The sequence below is a fragment of the Mesorhizobium sp. P2_D6 genome (genome assembly GCF_056404315.1).
Genome location: NZ_JBFUEG010000012.1, coordinates 145090 through 165148 on the forward strand (window position 1 = coordinate 145090; position 20059 = coordinate 165148).

The following is a 20059-nucleotide window of genomic DNA, read 5'->3' on the forward strand; positions in this document are numbered from 1 at the left end:
GATGAAAGAAAAGAACCTTCTCGCCGAACTCGCCGCCTATCTGTTCTCCCATTCGGACAAGGAGACCGGCCGCACGCCCTCGGAGCGCGAACTGGCCGAGCATTTCAGCGTCAGCCGCGGCCAGATCCGCGAGGCGCTGGCCATCCTCGAAGCCATGCGCATCGTCGAGCGTCGCGCCAAATCCGGCATCTATGTCGACACCAGGCAGGCCAGCGTCGAGGCACTGGCGCTGTTCGCACGCGCTGGCCTGCCGCTCGATCCCGTGCAGATTTACGAGACCGTCGAGCTGCGCAAGATCCACGAGATCAAGGCCGCCGAACTCGCCTGTTCGCGAGCCACCGAAGAGAATTTCGAACACCTGCGCGAGATCCTGAAAGCGTCCGAAGAGCGTATCGCCGCCGGCGAAGGCCTCGCCAAGGAGGACCGCGAATTCCATCTCGAGATCGTGCGGGCAACCAAGAACGGCGTCTTCCACAATATCTGCAGCGTCTACTATCTGATGGGCGAGCTGCGCCTGCCGATCTACTTCAACGACCCCGAGCGTAGCGTGCGCTCGCATGCCGAGCACATCCAGATCTACGAGGCGCTGCTGCGCCGCGACGGCAATCTCGCCCAGGCGCTGATGAGCGCCCATCTGCAAGGCGCCGAAAGCTACTGGAAGGGGATCATCGAGGGCCGGGGCATGGAGCAGAAAAACGCCACACTCGAAAAGGTCTAGAGCAATTCCAGGAAAAGTGTGAAACGGTTTTCCCGGGAAAAGCGCGCAGCGCTTTCCCTTGGGAATTGCGACTAAGAACGAGAGCCCCATGCCCAGAATCCTGTCGACGCACACGCTGCATCCGCGTGCCTCCGCCATGCTGGTCGGTGCCGGCGAACTCGTCGTCGCCTCCGCGCTTGACGCCGAAACGCTGACCGCGGAAGCGAAGAACGCCGACGTCATCATCGTGCGCGCGCCGCTGCCGCCGGCGCTGTTCGAAAACGCAACGAAGCTTCGGGCAGCAGTCCGTCACGGCGCCGGCCTCGACATGGTGCCGATGGAGGCCGCCGCCGCGGCCGGCGTGCTAGTCGCCAATGTGCCGGCGGTCAATGCGCGCTCGGTCGCCGAATATGTGATGTTCGCAGCCCTTGCCCTGCTTCGCCGCTTCCGCTCGGTCGACCGCGACCTGCGCGCCAAGGGCTGGAATGCCGGCCGCGACCACGCCAGCCATGCCAGCGAGCTTGCCGGCAAGACGATCGGCATTATCGGCTTCGGCGCCATCGGCCAGGCGGTCGGCCATATCGCTGCGCACGGCTTCGGTCTCAACGTGGTGGCGACGACGCGCAGCATGCAGCCGGCCCCCGACAGGATCGGCTTCCTGTCGATCGACGCGCTGGTCGAACAGAGCGACATCATCGTGTTGTGCTGCCCGCTGACGCCGGAAACACGCGGCCTGATCAACCGCGAACGCATCGCCCGCATGAAGCCGGATGCGCTTTTGATCAACATTTCGCGCGGGCCTGTGATCGATGACGACGCGCTGATCGAGGCCTTGCGCAAGGACCGCATTGGCGGCGCCGCGCTCGATGTCTTTGCCACACAGCCACTGCCGGCAAATCACCCCTATATTGGTTTCGACAATGTCATCGTCACCCCGCATATGGCGGGCATTACCGAGCAGTCGATGATGCGCATGGGGGTGGGTGCTGCCGGCGAGACCTTGCTGGTGCTGGCTAACCGGCTGCCGGTCAATCTGCGCAATCCCGACGTGGTCGAACATTACCGCAGGCGGTTTCCGGCAGACACGTGAACCGTATCGCGCTTTCGCCCCAATTCTCCGGGACGTTGAACCATGTCCAGTCTTCGCCCCACCCTCCTCGCTATCGTCACATCTTCGATCACGGTATTGCCGTCGATCGCTCTGGCCGACAGCAGTTATGTCTATTGCAGCAATGGGATCGTCTGCATGATGGCGCCCTGCCCGTCGGGCAACGCGCTCGATCTGACCACCGGCAAGATCATTAAAGGCGTTTCTCTCAACACCACCGAATTGCCGCCACTGGACAGATCGGCACCTGACCTCTCGGACAAGCTCCATGCAGGAAAGCTCGTCGTTCGAGGATCGATCCAGCATCGCGGTGAGGCGAACGATCCGCCGATGCTGGTCGCTACCAACATCGAACGCGCTTCCAGGAAAACCGAGCGCAAGCGCTGCGCGGCGCGCTGACGCCAGTCACGACCCGAGCAGCCTTTCGACCTCAGCCGCGATGCGCAGCAAATGATAGTCATGGCCGTTGCGCGCCACCAGCATCAGCCCGGCCGGCAACGTCATATCACGCATCGGCAGCGAGATCGCGCAGAGGTCGAACTGGTTGGCGACCTGCGTGTTGCGCAGCAGCAGGCCTTCGGCCTTGTTGCGCAGCGCTTCGTCGCTGGCCATTGTGGCGATCGAGGGCGCGACGATCGGCACGGTCGGCAAAGCGAGCACGTCGGTCGACGCCAGCCGTTCGGCCATGGCAGCGGCGAGTTCGCCGCGGCGGCGGATGGTTCTGATATAGACCGAGGCATGAATGGCGAGTGCCCGCGAAAGCGGTCCGCTGACATGCGGGTCCACCGGAACCGATGCTCCGACGAACAGCCAGTCGGCATGAACCTCGGCACCTTCCATCGACGCGATCGAGGCGCGTTTGGTTGCCGTGCACATCTCGGCAATCAGATCGTCGATCGGCAAGTCGAGGACGCGCACGCCGCTTTGCTCCAGCGCGCGCAAGCATCGCTCGAAGCCTGCCGCCACCTCCGGTTCCGTCTCGTCGAACAGCACACCGCGCGGGACGCCAACGCGGAGGCCGGCAAGTGACAGCGGCAGATGCAGCGGCGGGAGTTCGTCCCCTGACATGACGGCGTCGGCGACCGCGCAGGCAGCGACGCTCAGCGCGAGCGGCCCGATCGAATCCAGCGTCGCGGACAGGGGATAGGCGCCGGTCAGCGGCACGCGCCGCGCCGTCGGCTTGAATCCGACGACGCCATTCAGCGATGCCGGGATGCGCACCGAGCCGCCGGTGTCGGAGCCGATGGCGATGTCGCATGTGCCCTCGGCCACGGAAACGCCGGCGCCCGAGGACGAGCCGCCGGGAATGCGGCTCGCGTCGGCGGCATTGCCGGGTGTGCCGTAGTGCTGGTTGTCGCCGATCGCGGTGAAGGCGAATTCGGTCATGTTGGTCTTGCCGATGATGATAGCGCCGGCCTGCCGCAGCCGGTTGACGATTGCCGCGTCCCACAGGGGAGGTGCTGCACTCTTCAGCATCAGCGAACCGGCTGTGGTCGGCTCGCCGGCGACATCGAACAGATCCTTGATCGAGACAATGGTGCCGTCGAGTGGCCCGAGGCTCACGCCGGCCCGTTTGCGGGCATCGCTGGCATTGGCCGCGGCCCGCGCGGCCTCGGCATAGACCTTGGTGTAGACCTTCTCTTCTGCCGCACGATTGGCAAGACGTGACAGGATGATTTCGAGATGATCGCGGATTGATTGCATGTCGATGTCGGACTCCGCCAGGATGCAACGTCTTTAAAGCAAGCACAGAGAGTTCAAGCGGCCGGTTGGGCCTGCGGAAGGGATAACCCGGCCAGCGTGCCTTTGCACCTGCCAGCGATAGGAAGAGACTGATGCTGTACAAAGGCAGCTGCCACTGCGGCAAGGTGGCGTTCGAATTCAAGGCAGAGCTGACCGGCGCCGTGCGGTGCAATTGTTCGATCTGCTCGCGCAAGGGCGCGCTTCTATGCGCTATCCCGCATGCCAGCCTGACCGTGCTGGCCTGGGGTGATGATCTCGGCACCTACACATTCGGCAATCATGCGATGGCCCATCGCTTCTGCCGCACCTGCGGCATCCATCCCTTTGCCGAGGATGTTCGCGAAGGCAGTGAACGCAGGGCCTATATCAACATCAACTGCGTCGCCGATATCGACCCATCCTCCCTGTCGATCTTTGACTTCGACGGCCGCTCGTTCTGAAACCTATCGATAGCTTCATCACAACAGCAGCCCGAAAACCGCGATGGCCCTCGGGGCGCTGCCAGCGATGGTTTTTGGGCTAGATTACTCAGCGCTTTTCGGGCCGCGCGCGAACACCAGGATCGCCGCCAGCAAGGTCGCAGCGCCGCAATAGGCGAGGGCGCTGGCCACACCGGCATTGTCGACCAGCAGGCCGCCGAAGACAGCGCCCAGCGCAATCGCCACCTGGAAGGTCGACACCATCAGCCCGCCGGCGCTTTCGGCCTGGTCGGGAGCCGCCCGCACCAGCCAGCTCTGCAGCCCGACCGGAACCGCGCCGAAGGCAAAGCCCCAGGCCGCAACCGAAGCGGCAGCTATCGTCGGCGAAGTGCCGAAGACCAGCATTGAGGCCGCAGCCAGGGCGATCAGAAGCGGCGCCAGCGCCACGGCCGCCTTCAGGCTGCGCTCGGCCACGATGCCGCCGACGATGTTGCCGAAGAAGCCGCCAATGCCGTAGGCGAGCAGCACCAGCGAGATCGTTTCGATGTGCAGCAGCGGCACCTTCTCAAGGAACGGGCGCACATAGGTGAAGCCGGCGAAGTGGCCGGAAGCGACCAACAGCACGACCAGCAGCGCCACCCGGATCGACGGCCGCTCCAGCACTTCGAGCAAGGTGCGGAAGCTCGCCACGCCCAGGGGCGGCAGCCGCGGGATCGTGACCAGCTGCACCAGCAGCGCCAGGCCGCCGACGATGGTCGCGATCATGAACGCCGTGCGCCAACCCCAGATGTCGCCGACATAGGCGCCGACCGGCGCGGCGGTGACGGTGGCCAGCGAAACGCCGGTCAGGATGATCGACATGGCGCGCGGCATCAGCCGCATCGGCACCAGCCTCAGCGCCATGGCCGCCGACATCGCCCAGAAGCCGCCGAGCGCCACGCCGAGTATGACGCGGGCGATGAGCAGCATGGGCAGCGACGAAGCAAAGGCCGCAAGAAGATTGGAGACGATAAGGAAGCTCGACAGCATCCACATCACCAGACGGCGGTCCATCCGCCTGGTGATGATCGCCATGGTGGGCGCCGCAATGGCGCCGACAACAGCGGTCGCCGTTACCGCCTGCCCGGCCACGCCTTCGCTGACGCCGAGATCGGCAGCCATCGGCGTCAGCAGGCTGGCGGGCAGGAATTCCGCTGTAACGAGGCCGAACACACCAAGCGCCAGCGAGACCACGGCGCCCCAGACAGGCTCGGTTCGTTCGTCGGCTTCCGCGGGGTTGAGAACTGTGGCGTCGATGACGCCCGTCGCGGGTTCGGCCATGGTCAGTCTCCGGTCTGTTTGCGGCGCAACATTTGGCTGCACTGCAACATAGGGAGTGACGGTCTGGAGTTTCCATGTTAGAAACACCGAAATGAACTACAATTCGTCCAAAGCCGCTTTACCAGCGTCCGGCGATCCGCTGACCGACATGCTGCGCGGCTTGCGCCTCGACGGTGTCGACTATGGCCGCTGCGTGCTTGGCGAGCCCTGGGCCGTATCCTTTCCCGCGCAGAAAGCGGCGCGGTTCCATTTCATTGGACAGCAAAGCTGCTGGCTGTTCTCGCCGTCGAAGGAGTGGATCGAACTGTCGGTCGGCGACGCGCTGCTGATCCCGCGCGGCGACGAGCATATTCTGGCCAGCGCTCCAGGCGTGCCGCCCGTTCCGATCGGCCGCTACTCGATCGAACCGGTATGCGAGAACATCTACGACGTCTCCAACGGCTGCGAGGGCTGCAAGACGTTGTTGTTCTGCGGCAGCATGCATTTCAACCTCGACGGTTCGCACCCGCTGCTCGACATGATGCCCAATCTGATGCAGGCGCATAAGCTCATGACCAACGCGCCGGGCATCCAGCATTTGCTCGATGCCATGGCGGGCGAAGTGACGATGGACCGGGTCGGCTCCGGCGGCATTCTGGCGCGTCTTGCCGACGTGCTCGCCGCCACCATCATCCGCTCCTGGGTGGAGAATGGCTGCGGCGATGCCTCCGGCTGGATTGCCGCCGTGCGCAATCCCGATGTCGGCAAGGTGCTCGCCGCCATTCACCTGCAGCCCGACCGCGACTGGACAGTCGAGGCGCTGGCAAGGCTGATGGGCGCCTCGCGCTCCGCCTTCGCCCAGCGCTTTGCCACCGTCGTCGGCGAAACGCCGGCCAAATATGTGCTGCGCGTGCGCATGCACCAGGCGCGGCAATGGCTCACCCGCGACGGCCTGAGAGTGTCGGTGGTGGCGGCGAAACTGGGGTACGATTCGGAAGCTTCCTTCAGCCGCGCCTTCAAGCGGGTGATGGGCGTAGCGCCGAGCCATCTGCGCAACACCGGCGACGGCGACATCCACCCCTGAGATGGCACTCCTGAGATTCTGGATGTCCCGCCAGCCTGTGCGGGGCTGGAGAAATTGCCAAATCTTTTGGACGGCATGTCATTGCACGCGAGCCCAACCACCATAGTCTGGCAGGCGGAGGAACCCACCATGTCCAGTCGTTCTGCGTTTCTAGCGCTCGCCATTCTATTCGTCTTTCCCGCACGCGCCTTCGCCCTCGAGGACAGCTACCTCCCGGCCGACAAGATCCCCTATGTCGCGGAAGTGCCGGACCAGCCGCATCGCCTTGGGCCGCTGTGGGGCGAGCGGGCCAAGGGCCCGGCCGGCACATTGCTGAAGGTTCCCGGCAACTGGCGCGCACCGGTCCATGCGCACACCGCCGACTACCGTGCGGTGGTCATCAAGGGATTGTGGGCGCATTGGCAGATGGAGGGCGGCGAAGCGAGCAAGGTCGAACTGCCGCCGGGGTCCTACTGGACCCAGAAGGCCAATGAGATGCATGACGACGCCTGCCTGTCGGAGACGGAGTGCGTGATCCTGCTGATCAACGACACGCCCTACGAGACCTATTTCCAGAAATAGAAGGCGCCTGCAGATTTTCGCCAGCGGATTGGCGCCGGCTTAAGTCTGCAGGAGAGCCTAGCTGGCGTGGCGCAGGCTTACGCCGCTGCCCTTGTCGAACAGCACGACCTTGTCCGCATTCCACGCGAAGCGCACCGATTGCTCGATCGCCACATCGGTCCTGGCCGGCACGGTGGCGCGTAGCGTCGTGTCGCCGACCCGCAGCGTCAGGATCTTTTCCACGCCATGGTTCTCGACATCGTGGACGCGCGCCTCGACCGGTGCACCACTTTCCAGATAGACGTCTTCCGGACGGATGCCGAAGACGAGCGGCCGCCCTTCGGTCGCCGCGCCCGCTTTCGCCCCTCCAAAACCCTTGGCTCCCCCTGAAAGCGGCAGCTCGAAATTCATCGGCGCCATCACCGCGCGATTGTTGACCAGCCGGCCGTCGATGAGGTTCATCGGCGGCGAGCCGACGAAGCTCGCCACATAGGTATCGCGCGGATTGTTGTAGATCTCGTGCGGCGTGCCGGTCTGCACGATGCGGCCGTGGTTCAACACGCCGACCTTGTCGCCCATCGACATCGCCTCGATCTGGTCATGGGTGACGAACAGGAAGGTGGCGCCGAGCTGTATCTGCAGGTTCTTCAGTTCCGTGCGTAGCGCCTCGCGCAGCTTGGCGTCGAGCGCCGACAGCGGCTCGTCCATCAGGAACACGCGCGGCTTGCGCACGATGGCGCGGCCGATCGAAACGCGCTGCATTTCGCCGCCTGAGAGGCGATCGGTCTTGCGGTCGAGAAGATGCTCGATCCGCAGTGTCTTGGCGGCCCGCGCAACGCGGTCCTTGATCTCGGCATCGGGCAGCCGGCGGATCTTCGGCTTCAGCGGGAATTCGAGGTTCTCGCGCACCGTATAGCGCGGGTAGAGCGAATATTGCTGCAGCACCAGCGCCACGTCGCGCTCGGCCGCACCCCAGTCGGCGACATCGACGCCGTCGATGAACACCTGGCCTTCCGTCGGCTTTTCGAGGCCGGCGACCATGCGCAGCGTCGTCGTCTTGCCGGCTCCAGTCTCGCCGAGCAGCACGAAGAACTCGCCATCGGCGATCTCGAGATTGAGCCCGGTCAACGCCGTGTGGTTGCCGAAGCTCTTCGAGATATTCTTGAGCTGGATATGCGCCATCAGAGCCTCACTCCAAGCGACTTGCCGCTTGCCGTGTCGAAGAAATGCGCCTGCGTCGGATCGATCCGGGCGAAGACCTTTTCGCCGGGGCCGCCGACGAAGCCGCTCTTGGTGCGGGCGCGCAGCATCTTGGAGCCGACCTTGAGGTCGACAATGTCGAACGAGCCGAGCGGCTCGACGATCTGCGTCTCGACCGGCAGGAAACCTTCCGCTGCTTCATGGCGCACCAGCACGCCTTCGGGCCGGATGCCAAGCGCCAGCTGGCCGCCGGCATGGCCATTGAGCTTGGACAAAAGCGCGCGCGGGAATTCGAAACCGGCGGCAGCGCCGCCGACGGTGACCGAGGCCGACGAAGCCGTTTCAGTGACCGCCGCATCGGCGACATTCATCACCGGGCTGCCGACGAACTGCGCCACGAACAGATTGGCCGGCCGCGAATAGACCTCGTCCGGCGAGCCGACCTGCTGCAGCACGCCCTCATGCATGATGACGATGCGGTCGGCGAGGCTCATCGCCTCGATCTGGTCGTGCGTGACATAGATGGTGGTCGAGCCCTGCTTGATATGCAGCCGCTTGATCTCGGCCCGCATCTCCTCGCGCAGCTTGGCGTCGAGCGCGCCGATCGGTTCGTCCATCAGCATCGCCTTCGGGCGTCGCACCAGCGCCCGGCCGATGGCGACGCGCTGCATGTCGCCGCCCGACAGCGCCGACGGCTTCTTGCCCAACAGGTCTGTGATCTGCAGCGTCTTGGCGACCGAACGCACTTCCTGGTCGATCTCGGCCTTGCTCTTGCGCGTTGCCCTGAGTGGGAAAGCAACATTCTCGTAGACGCTCATATGCGGATAGAGCGAGAACGACTGGAACACCATGGCGATGTCGCGGTCGGCGGCCTTGAGATGCTGCACCGGCTTGCCGTCGATGAGGATATCGCCGCCATCGATCGTCTCCAGCCCGGCAATGGCGCGCAGCGTCGTCGTCTTGCCGCAGCCGGACTGGCCGAGCAGCACGATGAACTCATTGTCGTCGATCTTGAGATTGAGGTCCTTGATGACCTGGACGGCGCCGAAGAATTTCTGGACGCCGCGAAGCTCGATCTGGGTCAATGCGGTGCTCCCGGATTTCGCGCCGGCGCGTCCGCGCCATGGCCTGTGCCGGCTTCCTCTTCCGGCGCGATCTTCGAGGTGATGTTGAAGCCGATCAGGCCGATCAGAATGATGGTCACGCCATAGCTATGCAGCAGCATGTTCCAGGGCTGGCAGAGCGCGATGATGCCGAGCACCATCAGGATCTGCGAGCCCGGTTCGAGATATTTCTGGTTGATGGCGCGAAAGCTCATTTGCGGATCGCTCCGAAGGACATGCCGCGCAGCAAATGGTTGCGAAGCAGGAAGGTGAAGATTGCGACCGGCAGCAGGAACAGGAACGTTCCGGCGGCGATCACCGTCCAGTCCGGCAGGCCGGCGCCGACCTGGCTGGGAATGAAGGGCGGTGCCGTCTGGGCGCGGCGGTTGGTCATGATCAGCGCGAAGGCATATTCATTCCACGCCGTGATGAAGCAGAACACGGCCGTGGCGGCGATGCCGGTCGCGGCCTCGGGCAGCACGATCTTGAAGAAGGCCTCCATGCGCGTGTACCCGTCGACCAGGGCTGCTTCCTCATACTCCTTCGGAATCTCGTCCATGAAGCCTTTCATCAGCCAGACCGAGAAGGACAGGTTGAACGCGGTGTAGAGGATGATCAGGCCGATATGGGAATCGTTGAGGCCGACCGCGCGGTACATCAGGAACATCGGAATGGCGACGACCACCGGCGGCAGCATGCGTGTCGACAGGATGAAGAAGAGCAGGTCCGCCTCCCCCTTCACCTTGAAGCGCGAGAAGCCATAGGCGGTGAAGGTGCCCATGCCGACCGCGAGCACCGTCGACGTGATGGCGACGATCAGCGAATTCAGGAAGCGGTTCGGATAGCCGGACCACTGCACGTCGCCCTTGCCGTCGCGCACGATCTTTTCGCCGCCGTCGAAGACGACGCGCTCCCACCAGGGCGCCGCAGCATACTCTTCCGGCGATGGCGGGCTGCGCAGCTGCGAGCGCTTGGTGAACAGCTTGACGAAGGGCGATATCTCCGGCTGGAACACCACCGTCGGCGGGATCGTGGTGGCGAGATTGCGCGGCTTGAACGCCGTCGAGGCTATCCAGTAGATCGGGGCCAGGAAGATGATCGTCACCACCAGCACAACGACGATTGCGGCGCGGTTGAAGGCGACCTCGGAAGAAGTGCGCACAGCTGCCATCTTAGCGCTCCTTCACTTTGTTCAGATACTTCACGTAGATGTTGGTGATCGCCAACACCATGAGCAGCACGATGTAGGCCATGGCGCAGGAGCGTCCGGTCTGCCATTCCTGGAACGCCATCTTGTAGAGGCGGATCGAGATTAGCTCGGCCGTCGGCTGGCTGGTCAGGATGTAGGCGAGGTCGAAGGTCTTGAACGCTTCCATGGTGCGGAAGATGACGGCGATCATCAGGATCGGCGCGACCAGCGGCAGGGTGATGCGGAAGAAGGTGTAGAACGGCCCGGCGCGGTCGATCGCGGCGGCCTCGTAGAGATGCTTCGGCACGGCCGACAGACCGGCCAGCGACAACAGCATGACGAAGGGCGACCACATCCAGATGTCGGTCAGCGCTACGGCGTAGAGTGCCATCTTGGGATCTGCCAGCCACTCGAAATTGCCAAGCCCGAGCGCATAGTTGATGACGCCCCATGATGGGTCGTAGAGCAGCTTCCAGAACAGGCCGACAACAGCCATCGACAGCATCATCGGCAGCAGCAGCAGCGTGGTGATAAGGCCCTTGAGCGGGATATCCCGGTTGAGCAGCATCGCCACGCCGAAGCCGACCAGCAGCTGGCCGGTGACCGAGACAATGACGTATTTGGCGGTGATGGCGAAATTCGACCAGACATAGGGATCGTTGAGCAGGTCGCGATAATTCTGCAGCCCGACGAAATTGGCCGGCGCATTGGTCGAGGCGCGGAAATCGGTGAAGGAGTAACCCAGCGAATAGATCAGCGGGAAAATGTTGAAGACGATCAGGAACAGGATCGTCGGAATGATGAAGAGATTGCGGATCGACATGTCGCTGAGGCCGCGTGCGGCGGCTCGCGAGGACCTGTCCAGCGTGGTGATCATCGTGGTCGCCAAGACCCCTGCTCCCGTTTCGGAAAAAAAGAACGGAGGAGGCACGGATGCCTCCTCCGCGAGAAATGCTGCTTATTGGACGCGGCCGTACTTCTTGAACGTCGCGTTCCAGTCGGCTGCAAGTGCGTCCAGCGTTTCCTTGGCGGTGCCTTCGCCGCCAATCATGTAGGGATAGACGCGCTGGTTGAGCTGCTGCAGCAGTTCGGCATATTCCGGCACTGCCCAGAAGTCCTTCACCTTGAACATGGTCTCGTAGAAGGCCTTGTTATACGGCGTGGCGTTCTGGAATTCAGGCGATTTGAGCACGGCGGCGCTGCAGGTGTAGCCGCCGAGTGCTGCCCACTTCTTCTGGGTCTCGTCCTTGATGAACCATTCAAGGAACTTCGTCGCCTCTTCCTGCTTCTTGGAGTAGGAAACGATGGAGATGCCCTGACCGCCGAGCGCTGCGAACTGGTCGCCGTCGGGGCCGGGAGGATTTGCGAAGAAGCCGGTGTTCTTGGCGTTCGGGTTCGACGCCTCGTTGATCAGCGAGGGGAAGAACGCGAAGTAGTTCATGCTCATCGCGGCCAGGTTTTCAGTGATCGCCTGGTTGTCCTCGACGAAGAACGACTTGGCCCAGCCCGGAGGCGTGAACTTGTAGAGCTCCTTGTAGGCGTCGAGCGCCGCTATGGCCTTGTCGGAGTTGACGATGCCGTCAACCTTGTAGGTCTTGTAGTCGCCCAGTTCGCCGCCGTAGGAGAACAGCGCGTTCTCGAAGCCCATCGCCATCGCGTCATAGGAATTGTCGGTGTAGATGGCGATGCCGTATTTCTTCTGATCCGGCCGGTAGAAGAATTCGGCGATGTCGCGCAGCGCCTTGAAATCCTTCGGCACGTCAAGATCGTAGCCGTACTTGGCCTTGAAGGCTTCCTTTTCCTTCGGGTCCTCGAACCAGTCCTTGCGATAGGACCAGCCGACGGCGTCGCCTTCAAGCGGTATGGCCCAGTACTTGCTGCTGCCACCTGGATACTCGGCGTAGTATTTCACCGTCGCCGGCGCCATCACTTCGCCAACCTTGTGCTTGTTGAAGAAGTCGGTCAGGTCGACATAGTGGCCGCCGGTGGAGCCGGCGCCGAGCCATTGCGAGTCGCCGACGACCATATCGTAGGCGTCGCCATGGGCGTTGAACTCGGTGAAGGCCTTGGTCTGGAAGTCGGACCATGGCGTGGTTTCCACCGTGATCTTGACGCCGGTTTCCTTCTCGTACTCGTTGCCGAGTTCCTGCAGGTAATTGGCCGGATCCCATTCCGCCCAGAAGATGGTGAGCGATTTATCCTGCGCGTAAACAGACGTTCCGCAGGCAAGCACTAAGCCGATACCAGCAAGCAGGCTGGTCATTGTCTTGCGCATAATGTTTCCTCCCTTGTGCGCATTCTACCGTATCATGCGAGCCGGCAACGGGGCCGGCCTGGTAGTTCCTCCCGAGATCGCGCCTTTCCGGTTCCAAGCCTCCGCTTTGCCGGAAAATGGACCGCAGCTCTCACTTTCGATCCGCTTTTTCTGTCCTGATCTGGTATTACCAATTTTGGATAGCCGTCAAGCTCTTTCTTGGACCACAGCCGGAGCTTGCATAACCGGATTTCTCATGTATCTGACTGTTTTACCTTAATTTTCCTACTCCTTGATATAGGAGAGCCTTGTTGCGGTACCCACATCCAGGTTAACATCAGTAGTAGTTGCGCAAATCTGGTCGAACCAGATTGGCGCTATTTCGCCGCTGCCGCCGACCGAACCGCATCAGCCTCTGTCATCGATTCCGCCATTGCCGTGCGTACCAGGGCGCACGCCGCCCATTGCGCGACCGACCGCATGCCGCGGCTGTCGAGCCCCCATATGTCCTTCAGCACGATCAGCACTTCGACGCCGAACATCATCGACAGCGCCTGCGCCAGGCGCTTGAATTCGCGCGGCGGCAGCTGCCCCTTGAGCGGCGCAATTGCATCCTTCAGCAGCTGGACGCGATGACCGCGTGTGAACTGCGGCTCGCCCCCCAGCGTGCCTGCCTGGCGCTGCGCCCACTGGTCGAGCGACAGTTTCAGCGCCGCCTTGAAGGTTGCCTCGAAAGCCTCGATGCGTGGCATGGCCGTGTCGAACAAGTCGGCAACGCGGCGTTGCGGATCTTTCGAAGCCGATTGCCAGGTCAGGATCGGCCCGAGCCCCTCGTCGACCACGGCATGCACCAGGGCTGCCTGGCTCGGGAAATAGCGATAAGCGGTGGCGCGCGAGACTTCAGCCGCCTCCGCGACTTCGCTGACCGAGGGCGTGACGCCCGCTTGCATCAGCCGCGTCGCCGTCTCCAGCATCAGCCGCCTCGTGCGGGCGCGCGGGCCGCGTTCGCCAGCCTCTTTGGCGTCGTCGCCTGCTGCAGCTTGTTGACGTGAGACATCCATATCAATACGATACGCGCGTCTCAAAAAATTGCAATGGCCTTCGTTCAACGAAGGGCCGGGCAAGTGAGCGGCGGGCGGCTCAACGCGGGGTCAGCCGGCGACGGGAGAACGCGATGAAACGCATCTATGTGGTGGGCACAGCCGACACCAAGGGCGAAGAACTTGCCTTCCTGGCCGATACGATTGCCGCCACCGGCAGTTCGGTAGCCCGCGTCGACATCGGCACGCGCGGCGCCACCGTGCCGGTCGATATTCCAGCCAGCGAGGTCGCCGCGCATCACCCGGGCGGAGCTAGCGCCGTGCTCGGCATCGACGACCGAGGTACCGCGGTGGCAGGAATGGGCGCCGCCTTCACCAGCTTCATCCTGTCGCGCGACGACATATCCGGCGTGATCGGCATTGGCGGTGGCGGCGGCACTTCGATCGTCACATCGGGCATGCGCGCACTGCCGCTGGGCGTCCCAAAGATCATGGTCTCGACGCTCGCCTCCGGCGACACAGCGCCCTATGTCGACGTCTCCGACATCATCATGATGCCCTCGGTGACCGATATGGCGGGACTGAACCGGCTCTCCCGCACGGTGTTGCACAATGCGGCGCAGGCCATCGCGGGCATGGCGTCGAAACCCGCGCCGGCTGCAACCGGCAAACCAGCGCTCGGGCTGACCATGTTCGGCGTCACTACCCCTTGCGTGACGGCCATCGCCGACCAGCTCCGGGCAAACTACGACTGCATGGTCTTCCACGCCACCGGCACCGGTGGCCGCTCGATGGAGAAGCTCGCCGACAGTGGCCTGCTCGCCGGCGTCATCGACATCACCACGACGGAGGTCTGCGACCTGCTGTTCGGCGGCGTGTTGCCGGCGACGGAAGATCGCTTCGGCGCCGTTGCTCGCACCAAGCTCCCCTATGTCGGTTCTGTCGGCGCGCTCGACATGGTCAATTTCTGGGCGCCACCGACCATTCCCGGGAAATATCGCGGCCGGCTGTTTTACGAGCACAATCCCAACGTCACGCTGATGCGCACGACAGCCGACGAATGCCGCAGCATCGGCGAATGGATCGGCGAGAAGCTGAGCCGTTGCGAGGGACCGGTGCATTTCCTGATCCCGGAAAAAGGTGTATCGGCGCTCGACATTGAGGGCGGCGCCTTCTTCGATCCGCAAGCTGACGCCATCCTGTTCGACGCCATCGAGCGAACCATCCAGCCGAATGCCACGCGCCGCGTCACGCGGCTGCCGCTGCACATCAACGATCCACAATTTGCCAGGGCCGCAACCGCGGCCTTCCTCGACATCGCCAGACAGTGAGAGCCCAGACATGGCCGCCATACCGCGCAAGGACATACTGAAGAAGTTCAAGGCGATGATCGCCGACGGCGTACCGATCGTCGGCGGCGGCGCCGGCACCGGCCTGTCGGCCAAGGCCGAGGAGGCCGGCGGTATCGACCTCATCATCATCTACAATTCCGGCCGCTACCGCATGGCCGGGCGCGGCTCCGCCGCCGGTCTGCTTGCCTATGGCAACGCCAACGAGATCGTCAAGGAAATGGCCTATGAGGTGCTGCCGGTGGTCAAGAAGACCCCGGTGCTGGCCGGCGTCAACGGCACCGATCCTTTCGTCATCATGCCGCTGCTTCTCACCGAGTTGAAGACGATGGGCTTTTCAGGCGTGCAGAATTTCCCCACCATCGGCCTGTTCGACGGCAGCATGCGGCAGAGCTTCGAGGAAACCGGCATGGGCTTCGGGCTCGAGGTCGACATGATCGCCGAGGCGCACAGGCTCGACCTTCTGACCACGCCCTATGTCTTCAACCCCGACGAGGCCCGCGCCATGACAAAAGCCGGCGCCGACATCATCGTCGCCCATATGGGGGTCACGACAGGCGGCTCGATCGGCGCGACGTCGGCGAAGTCGCTCGACGACTGCGTGGTCGAGATCGACGCCATCGCCAATGCCGCGCGTTCGGTGCGCAAGGATGTCATCCTGCTTTGCCACGGCGGACCGATCTCAATGCCGGACGACGCCCGCTACATCCTTGACCGCTGCAAGGGCCTGCATGGTTTCTATGGCGCAAGCTCGATGGAGCGGCTGCCGGCCGAAGCCGCGATCGCCAGACAGACGGCGGATTTCAAAGCCGTCACGCTGCACGACCAGAAGGAGGGATGAGAGATGACCCACAAGAGCAAGGTGTTTGTCTACCCGAAGGACGTCAGCGCCTTCGGCTTCGACTGGGGCAAGCTGGCGCTGACGGTCGCTCCGGAAGTGAATGGCGCGACGCGCTTTTCCGGCGGCGTCGTCGACCTGCCCTCAGGCAAGGGCCACACCCGCCACAATCATCCCGGCGCGGAAGAGATCATCTTCGTCATTTCGGGGAATGGCGAGCAGATGGTCGAGGACGAGAACGGCAACCCGGTCGTCGCCAAGGTCGGCCCTGGATGCACCGTTTATGTCCCTGAGAGCCGCTTTCATTCGACGCTGAACACAGGTGACGGACCGATGCAGCTCTTTGTTGTCTATTCGCCGGCCGGGCCGGAGCTGGTGCTGCGGGAGCTGCCGGATTTCAGGCTGATTCCGGCGGGTGGGAAATAACCTTATAGGGCAGCGCCGCCCCTCATTGTCCTGCCGGACATTTCTCCCCGTATAGTGACGGGGAGAAAGACGCTGTCATCAACGATTTCGCAAATCGCCGAAGCTGCCCTCTTCTCCCCGCTCTACGGGGAGAAGGTGCCAGCAGGCGGATGAGGGGCGGCGCCTACTTTCGGCCCTATGAAATCCCACCCCTATTCCACCCCCTGGCCCGATCACCAAACATCACATACCCCGTATCCGTCACCGCCAGCGTATCCTCCAGCTTGATGAACCCTCGCGTCGGGTGGAGCATGGTCGTCTCCACCGACAGCACCATGTTCCTTTCCAGGGGCTTGGCGGCGTAAGTGCCTTCGTACGTCACCGGATGGTTGGTCATCAGGAACGGCGCTTCATGCGTGATCAGCCCCATGCCGTGGGCGAAGAAATCCGTATAGGGCGCAACCTTGGAGGCCTTCAGCACCCCCTCGGCATGCGAAATCATGTCGCCGCCAATGGTGCCTGCCTTGACCTTGGAGAAGGCCGCCTGCTGCACCGTCTCGACCTCGGCCAACAGATCTTCCAGTTCGGCATCGGGTTCACCGAGAATGCCCATGCGGCAGAGATCGCCAATATAGCCATGGTAATTGCCGCCGGAATCGATCGACAGCACCTCGCCCTTCTTCCACGCCTGCGGTGACGCCGCCCGATTGTGGCTGGAGCCGAGCGTCAGCAGGCAATATTCGAAATGCGCACCGCGATTGGTTTCCTCGCGCCGCAGATGCTCGATAATATCGGCCTTGGTGGTGCCTTCGCGCGCCCATTGGATGGTCGCCAGCATGGAATCGGTGATCAGCTCGGAAGCGATGCGCAACTTTTCCAGCTCGGCATCGGTCTTGATGGCGCGCATGCGCTCCAGCATGTCGGTCGCATCGATCAGCTTGGCGTCCGGCAACGCCTTGCGGATCAGCGCATAGGCGTCCGATGGCAGGAAGGCCGGCTCGATGCCGATGCGCGCGCCGGCCTTGCCGATCTTGCCGATATGCTCCACCGCAAGATTGGCGGCGTCGAGCGTGCCCCAGCAGGCGGCATGCAGCGTCGGCGTCCAGAACGGATTGTTCTGGTGTTCCGCACCCTCCATACGGTTGCCGATATAGGCAGCATGCTCCGGCCCGCCCTTTTCGTAGACGACAACGGGCAGATAGCGGCTGTGGCCGATCGCATCCATGGCGGCAAAGAAGATGAACTTGTAGCCGCCGAGCAGATATTGCGTGTTGTGCTTGGACGTCGCCAGCAGCACATCGATGCCGGCTTCTTCCATCAGCCGGTCGACCCGTACCTGGTCGAACGGGATATTGCTGACGGCATTCTTGCCCGGGGCGATGTTCATCTTTCTCTCCCTGATTGCTTGGGATCGTCGGTCGCGCTGCGCCCGATCCCTTGGCTGTCGATCAAATCTGCACCATTTTGCTCACTCTGGTCCAGCCAGAAACAGGGAAATGGCGTCACCAGGCCAGTCAGCAAATCATCATTCGTCGGCTACCCAGCCAATCTGGTCCTACCAGAATAGTTGGATGGAGCCACTTCTTCTAACTGGTCCAGCGGACGAAAATTTCAAAGCCAAGCAAGGATGCGCCAATTCCGTCTCTGGCGAAACCCCGGACAAGGCCCATAATCGGCGCTACAAGGAGGCTGGCGGACCCGCTGGTATCCGAGGGGGATTGGTGCACCCGGCAGGGTCGCGGAGAGGACGGAGTTCGATCATGTCAGATATTTCTAGACGCACGCTGCTTTCGGGGGCGGCCCTGCTGCTGGCCTCCACCGCCATGCCGACATTGGGCTGGGCGCAGACACCGAAGAAGGGCGGCCGCCTCGTGCTCGCCGCCGATTCCGAGCCGCGCAATCTCAATCCGGCGATCGTCGCCTCCAACGGCGTTTTCTTCATCTCCAGCAAGATCGTCGAGACGCTGGCCGAAGCCTCGTTTGACGGCAAGGATGGGCTCGAGCCGCGCCTTGCTCTCTCCTGGGAAGGCGCCGCCGATGGGCTGTCGGTGACCTTCAAGCTACGCGAGGGCGTCAAATGGCATGACGGCAAGCCGTTCACGTCGGCCGACGTCGCCTTCTCGGCGCTCCAGATCTGGAAGCCGCTGCAAAATCTCGGCCGCACCGTGTTCAAGGATCTGGCCAGCGTCGATACCCCGGACGACTTCACCGCCGTATTCAAGTTCGCCAAGCCGACTCCGTTCCAGCTCATCCGCAACGCCTTGCCGGCGCTGTCGAGCGTGGTGCCAAAGCACATTTACGAGGTTGGCAAGATCGAGGACAACCCGGCCAACAACGCGCCGATCGGTACCGGCCCATTCAAGTTCGGCGAGTACAAGGCCGGCCAGTATTACAAGCTCACGAAGAACGCGGACTACTGGGGCAAGGACGAGCCCTATCTCGACGAGATCATCTATCAGGTGCTGCCCGACCGCACCTCGGCCGCGTCCGCGCTCGAGGCCGAAGAGATCCAGCTTGCCGCCTTCTCCGCCGTGCCACTGGCCGACCTCGACCGCATCTCCAAAGTGCCGGGCCTGAAGGTCATCTCCAAGGGCTATGAGGGGCTAACCTACCAGCTGGTCGTCGAGATCAACCATCGCCGCAAGGAACTGGCCGACGTGAAGGTGCGCCAGGCGATCGCGCATGCCATCGACAGGGATTTCGTCGTCAAGACGGTGTTCCTCGGCTATGCCGCGACCGCCACCGGCCCGGTGCCGAAGAACGATCCGCAATTCTACACCGCCGACGTGCCGACCTATCCGTTCGACGTCGCCAAGGCCAACGCACTGCTCGACGAGGCCGGCTACGCCAAAGCCGATGATGGCAAGCGCTTTGCGCTCAAACTCCTGCCGGCGCCCTATTTCAACGAGACCAAACAATTCGGCGACTATCTGCGCCAGGCGCTAGCTGCCATCGGCATCGACGCCGAGATCGTCAACAACGATGCGCCCGCGCACATCAAGGCCGTCTACACCGACCACGCCTTCGACCTCGCCGTCGGCCCGCCAGTGTTCCGCGGCGACCCGGCGATCTCGACCACCATCCTGGTGCAGAGCGGGATTCCGGACGGCGTGCCGTTCTCCAACCAGGGCGGCTACAAGAACGATGCGCTCGATGCGCTGATCGCCAAGGCATCGGAAACGCTCGACACCGCAGCGCGCACCGATCTGTACAAGGAATTCCAGAAGGAGGTGGCCGCCGACCTGCCGCTGATCAACGTTGCGGAGTGGAGTTTTATCAGCGTCGCGCGCGACACGGTGGGGAATATCGCCAACAATCCGCGCTGGGCGGTTTCGAACTGGGCGGACACGTATCTGGCGGGCTAGCGCGATCCGCACGCGATGCTTGCGCATCGTTTGAGCGAGTGCTCATCATCAGGGATGAGAGTTCCTTCGCGCCCCCCTCTGTCCTGCCGGACATCTCCCCCACGAGGGGGGAGATTGGCAGTTTCTGCCGCCCGCTCAGTCCTGCAACGTTGGAGATTGGCGAAGGCAGCGATGACAGCTGATCTCCCCCCTTGTGGGACTGTTGCAAAATTGGATGGATGTGATTCCCTGTTTTTGAAACGGGGATTTTGCGATGACGACGAAGCCGAGCGGTCAGTTCAGTTTTGTGGAGGCTCTGCTGCCACAGGGTCTTGGTCGGAGTGGTCGGCTGGACCGGCTGTCGTCGCTGGTGAAGTGGTATCGCTTCGAGAAGATCCTTGCGCGGCTGCGCTCGCCGGCGGGGCCAGGGCGGCCTGCGTACAATTC

Annotated in this window: 20 protein-coding genes and 1 pseudogene; 11 read left to right on the top strand and 10 right to left on the bottom strand. The window is 63.0% G+C overall.

Annotation, left to right across the window (positions count from 1 at the left end):
- Nucleotide 1: 1 nt before the first annotated feature.
- From AC1D1L_RS23805 to AC1D1L_RS23815, 3 genes are all read left to right on the top strand, one after another.
- A complete protein-coding gene (locus AC1D1L_RS23805; RefSeq protein WP_477343876.1) occupies nucleotides 2-718 on the top strand; it encodes a FadR/GntR family transcriptional regulator in 717 nt (238 codons plus the stop codon).
- Between the two features lie 88 nt (nucleotides 719-806).
- On the top strand, nucleotides 807-1787 hold the full coding sequence (locus AC1D1L_RS23810) for an NAD(P)-dependent oxidoreductase (RefSeq protein ID WP_477343877.1): 981 nt from the start codon (nucleotides 807-809) through the stop codon (nucleotides 1785-1787).
- Between the two features lie 42 nt (nucleotides 1788-1829).
- Nucleotides 1830-2204 (top strand): hypothetical protein, encoded by a 375-nt coding sequence (locus AC1D1L_RS23815; protein WP_477343878.1) that lies wholly within the window; start codon nucleotides 1830-1832, stop codon nucleotides 2202-2204.
- Nucleotides 2205-2210: 6 nt separating this feature from the next.
- Here the strand turns inward: AC1D1L_RS23815 and AC1D1L_RS23820 are convergent, their stop codons facing one another.
- Nucleotides 2211-3509, bottom strand: coding sequence for an amidase (locus AC1D1L_RS23820; RefSeq protein ID WP_477343879.1), 1299 nt, complete (start codon nucleotides 3507-3509; stop codon nucleotides 2211-2213).
- A gap of 131 nt (nucleotides 3510-3640) precedes the next feature.
- Between AC1D1L_RS23820 and AC1D1L_RS23825 the strand changes: the two genes are divergently transcribed.
- On the top strand, nucleotides 3641-3988 hold the full coding sequence (locus tag AC1D1L_RS23825) for a GFA family protein (protein WP_477343880.1): 348 nt from the start codon (nucleotides 3641-3643) through the stop codon (nucleotides 3986-3988).
- 84 nt (nucleotides 3989-4072) lie between these two features.
- Here AC1D1L_RS23825 and AC1D1L_RS23830 read toward each other — a convergent pair whose 3' ends face one another.
- Nucleotides 4073-5287: an MFS transporter gene (locus AC1D1L_RS23830; protein WP_477343882.1), complete on the bottom strand. Its 1215-nt coding sequence runs from the start codon at nucleotides 5285-5287 to the stop codon at nucleotides 4073-4075.
- A 91-nt stretch (nucleotides 5288-5378) separates the two neighbouring features.
- Between AC1D1L_RS23830 and AC1D1L_RS23835 the strand changes: the two genes are divergently transcribed.
- Nucleotides 5379-6350: an AraC family transcriptional regulator gene (locus tag AC1D1L_RS23835; RefSeq protein WP_477343884.1), complete on the top strand. Its 972-nt coding sequence runs from the start codon at nucleotides 5379-5381 to the stop codon at nucleotides 6348-6350.
- Nucleotides 6351-6479: 129 nt separating this feature from the next.
- Nucleotides 6480-6911, top strand: coding sequence for a DUF4437 domain-containing protein (locus AC1D1L_RS23840; RefSeq protein WP_477343885.1), 432 nt, complete (start codon nucleotides 6480-6482; stop codon nucleotides 6909-6911).
- A gap of 57 nt (nucleotides 6912-6968) precedes the next feature.
- Here AC1D1L_RS23840 and AC1D1L_RS23845 read toward each other — a convergent pair whose 3' ends face one another.
- From AC1D1L_RS23845 to AC1D1L_RS23875, 7 genes are all read right to left on the bottom strand, one after another.
- A complete protein-coding gene (locus tag AC1D1L_RS23845) occupies nucleotides 6969-8072 on the bottom strand; it encodes an ABC transporter ATP-binding protein (RefSeq protein WP_477343886.1) in 1104 nt (367 codons plus the stop codon).
- Nucleotides 8072-9175 carry an ABC transporter ATP-binding protein gene (locus AC1D1L_RS23850; protein ID WP_477343888.1) on the bottom strand — a complete coding sequence of 368 codons (1104 nt, stop codon included), beginning with the start codon at nucleotides 9173-9175 and terminating at the stop codon, nucleotides 8072-8074. Before AC1D1L_RS23850 ends, AC1D1L_RS23845 begins: the two co-directional genes overlap by 1 nt.
- The gene (locus AC1D1L_RS23855; RefSeq protein ID WP_477343889.1) at nucleotides 9172-9408 is read right to left on the bottom strand and encodes a hypothetical protein; all 237 of its coding nucleotides are present in this window, start codon (nucleotides 9406-9408) and stop codon (nucleotides 9172-9174) included. The genes AC1D1L_RS23850 and AC1D1L_RS23855 overlap by 4 nt, the downstream gene beginning before the upstream one ends.
- Nucleotides 9405-10364: a carbohydrate ABC transporter permease gene (locus AC1D1L_RS23860; protein ID WP_477343890.1), complete on the bottom strand. Its 960-nt coding sequence runs from the start codon at nucleotides 10362-10364 to the stop codon at nucleotides 9405-9407. The genes AC1D1L_RS23855 and AC1D1L_RS23860 overlap by 4 nt, the downstream gene beginning before the upstream one ends.
- Nucleotide 10365: 1 nt before the next feature.
- Nucleotides 10366-11271, bottom strand: coding sequence for a carbohydrate ABC transporter permease (locus AC1D1L_RS23865; protein WP_477343891.1), 906 nt, complete (start codon nucleotides 11269-11271; stop codon nucleotides 10366-10368).
- Nucleotides 11272-11340: 69 nt separating this feature from the next.
- Complete coding sequence (locus tag AC1D1L_RS23870) at nucleotides 11341-12657, bottom strand: ABC transporter substrate-binding protein (protein WP_477343892.1); 1317 nt, start codon at nucleotides 12655-12657, stop codon at nucleotides 11341-11343.
- Nucleotides 12658-13013: 356 nt separating this feature from the next.
- Entirely contained in the window at nucleotides 13014-13697 is a 684-nt protein-coding gene (locus AC1D1L_RS23875) for a TetR/AcrR family transcriptional regulator (protein WP_477343893.1), read from the bottom strand.
- 113 nt (nucleotides 13698-13810) lie between these two features.
- Between AC1D1L_RS23875 and AC1D1L_RS23880 the strand changes: the two genes are divergently transcribed.
- From AC1D1L_RS23880 to AC1D1L_RS23890, 3 genes are read left to right on the top strand one after another with little or no spacing between them, the layout of a single operon-like run.
- Nucleotides 13811-15007: a Tm-1-like ATP-binding domain-containing protein gene (locus tag AC1D1L_RS23880; protein WP_477343894.1), complete on the top strand. Its 1197-nt coding sequence runs from the start codon at nucleotides 13811-13813 to the stop codon at nucleotides 15005-15007.
- Between the two features lie 10 nt (nucleotides 15008-15017).
- The gene (locus tag AC1D1L_RS23885; protein ID WP_477343895.1) at nucleotides 15018-15866 is read left to right on the top strand and encodes a phosphoenolpyruvate hydrolase family protein; all 849 of its coding nucleotides are present in this window, start codon (nucleotides 15018-15020) and stop codon (nucleotides 15864-15866) included.
- A gap of 3 nt (nucleotides 15867-15869) precedes the next feature.
- Nucleotides 15870-16289 (top strand): cupin domain-containing protein, encoded by a 420-nt coding sequence (locus tag AC1D1L_RS23890; protein ID WP_477343896.1) that lies wholly within the window; start codon nucleotides 15870-15872, stop codon nucleotides 16287-16289.
- Between the two features lie 175 nt (nucleotides 16290-16464).
- Here the strand turns inward: AC1D1L_RS23890 and AC1D1L_RS23895 are convergent, their stop codons facing one another.
- The gene (locus AC1D1L_RS23895) at nucleotides 16465-17655 is read right to left on the bottom strand and encodes a M24 family metallopeptidase (RefSeq protein WP_477343898.1); all 1191 of its coding nucleotides are present in this window, start codon (nucleotides 17653-17655) and stop codon (nucleotides 16465-16467) included.
- A 373-nt stretch (nucleotides 17656-18028) separates the two neighbouring features.
- Here AC1D1L_RS23895 and AC1D1L_RS23900 point away from each other — a divergent pair, with 373 nt between their 5' ends.
- Both AC1D1L_RS23900 and AC1D1L_RS23905 read left to right on the top strand, forming a co-directional pair.
- Nucleotides 18029-19633 carry an ABC transporter substrate-binding protein gene (locus tag AC1D1L_RS23900; RefSeq protein ID WP_477343899.1) on the top strand — a complete coding sequence of 535 codons (1605 nt, stop codon included), beginning with the start codon at nucleotides 18029-18031 and terminating at the stop codon, nucleotides 19631-19633.
- 253 nt (nucleotides 19634-19886) lie between these two features.
- Nucleotides 19887-20059: pseudogene (locus AC1D1L_RS23905) on the top strand (IS5/IS1182 family transposase); the annotation flags it as partial.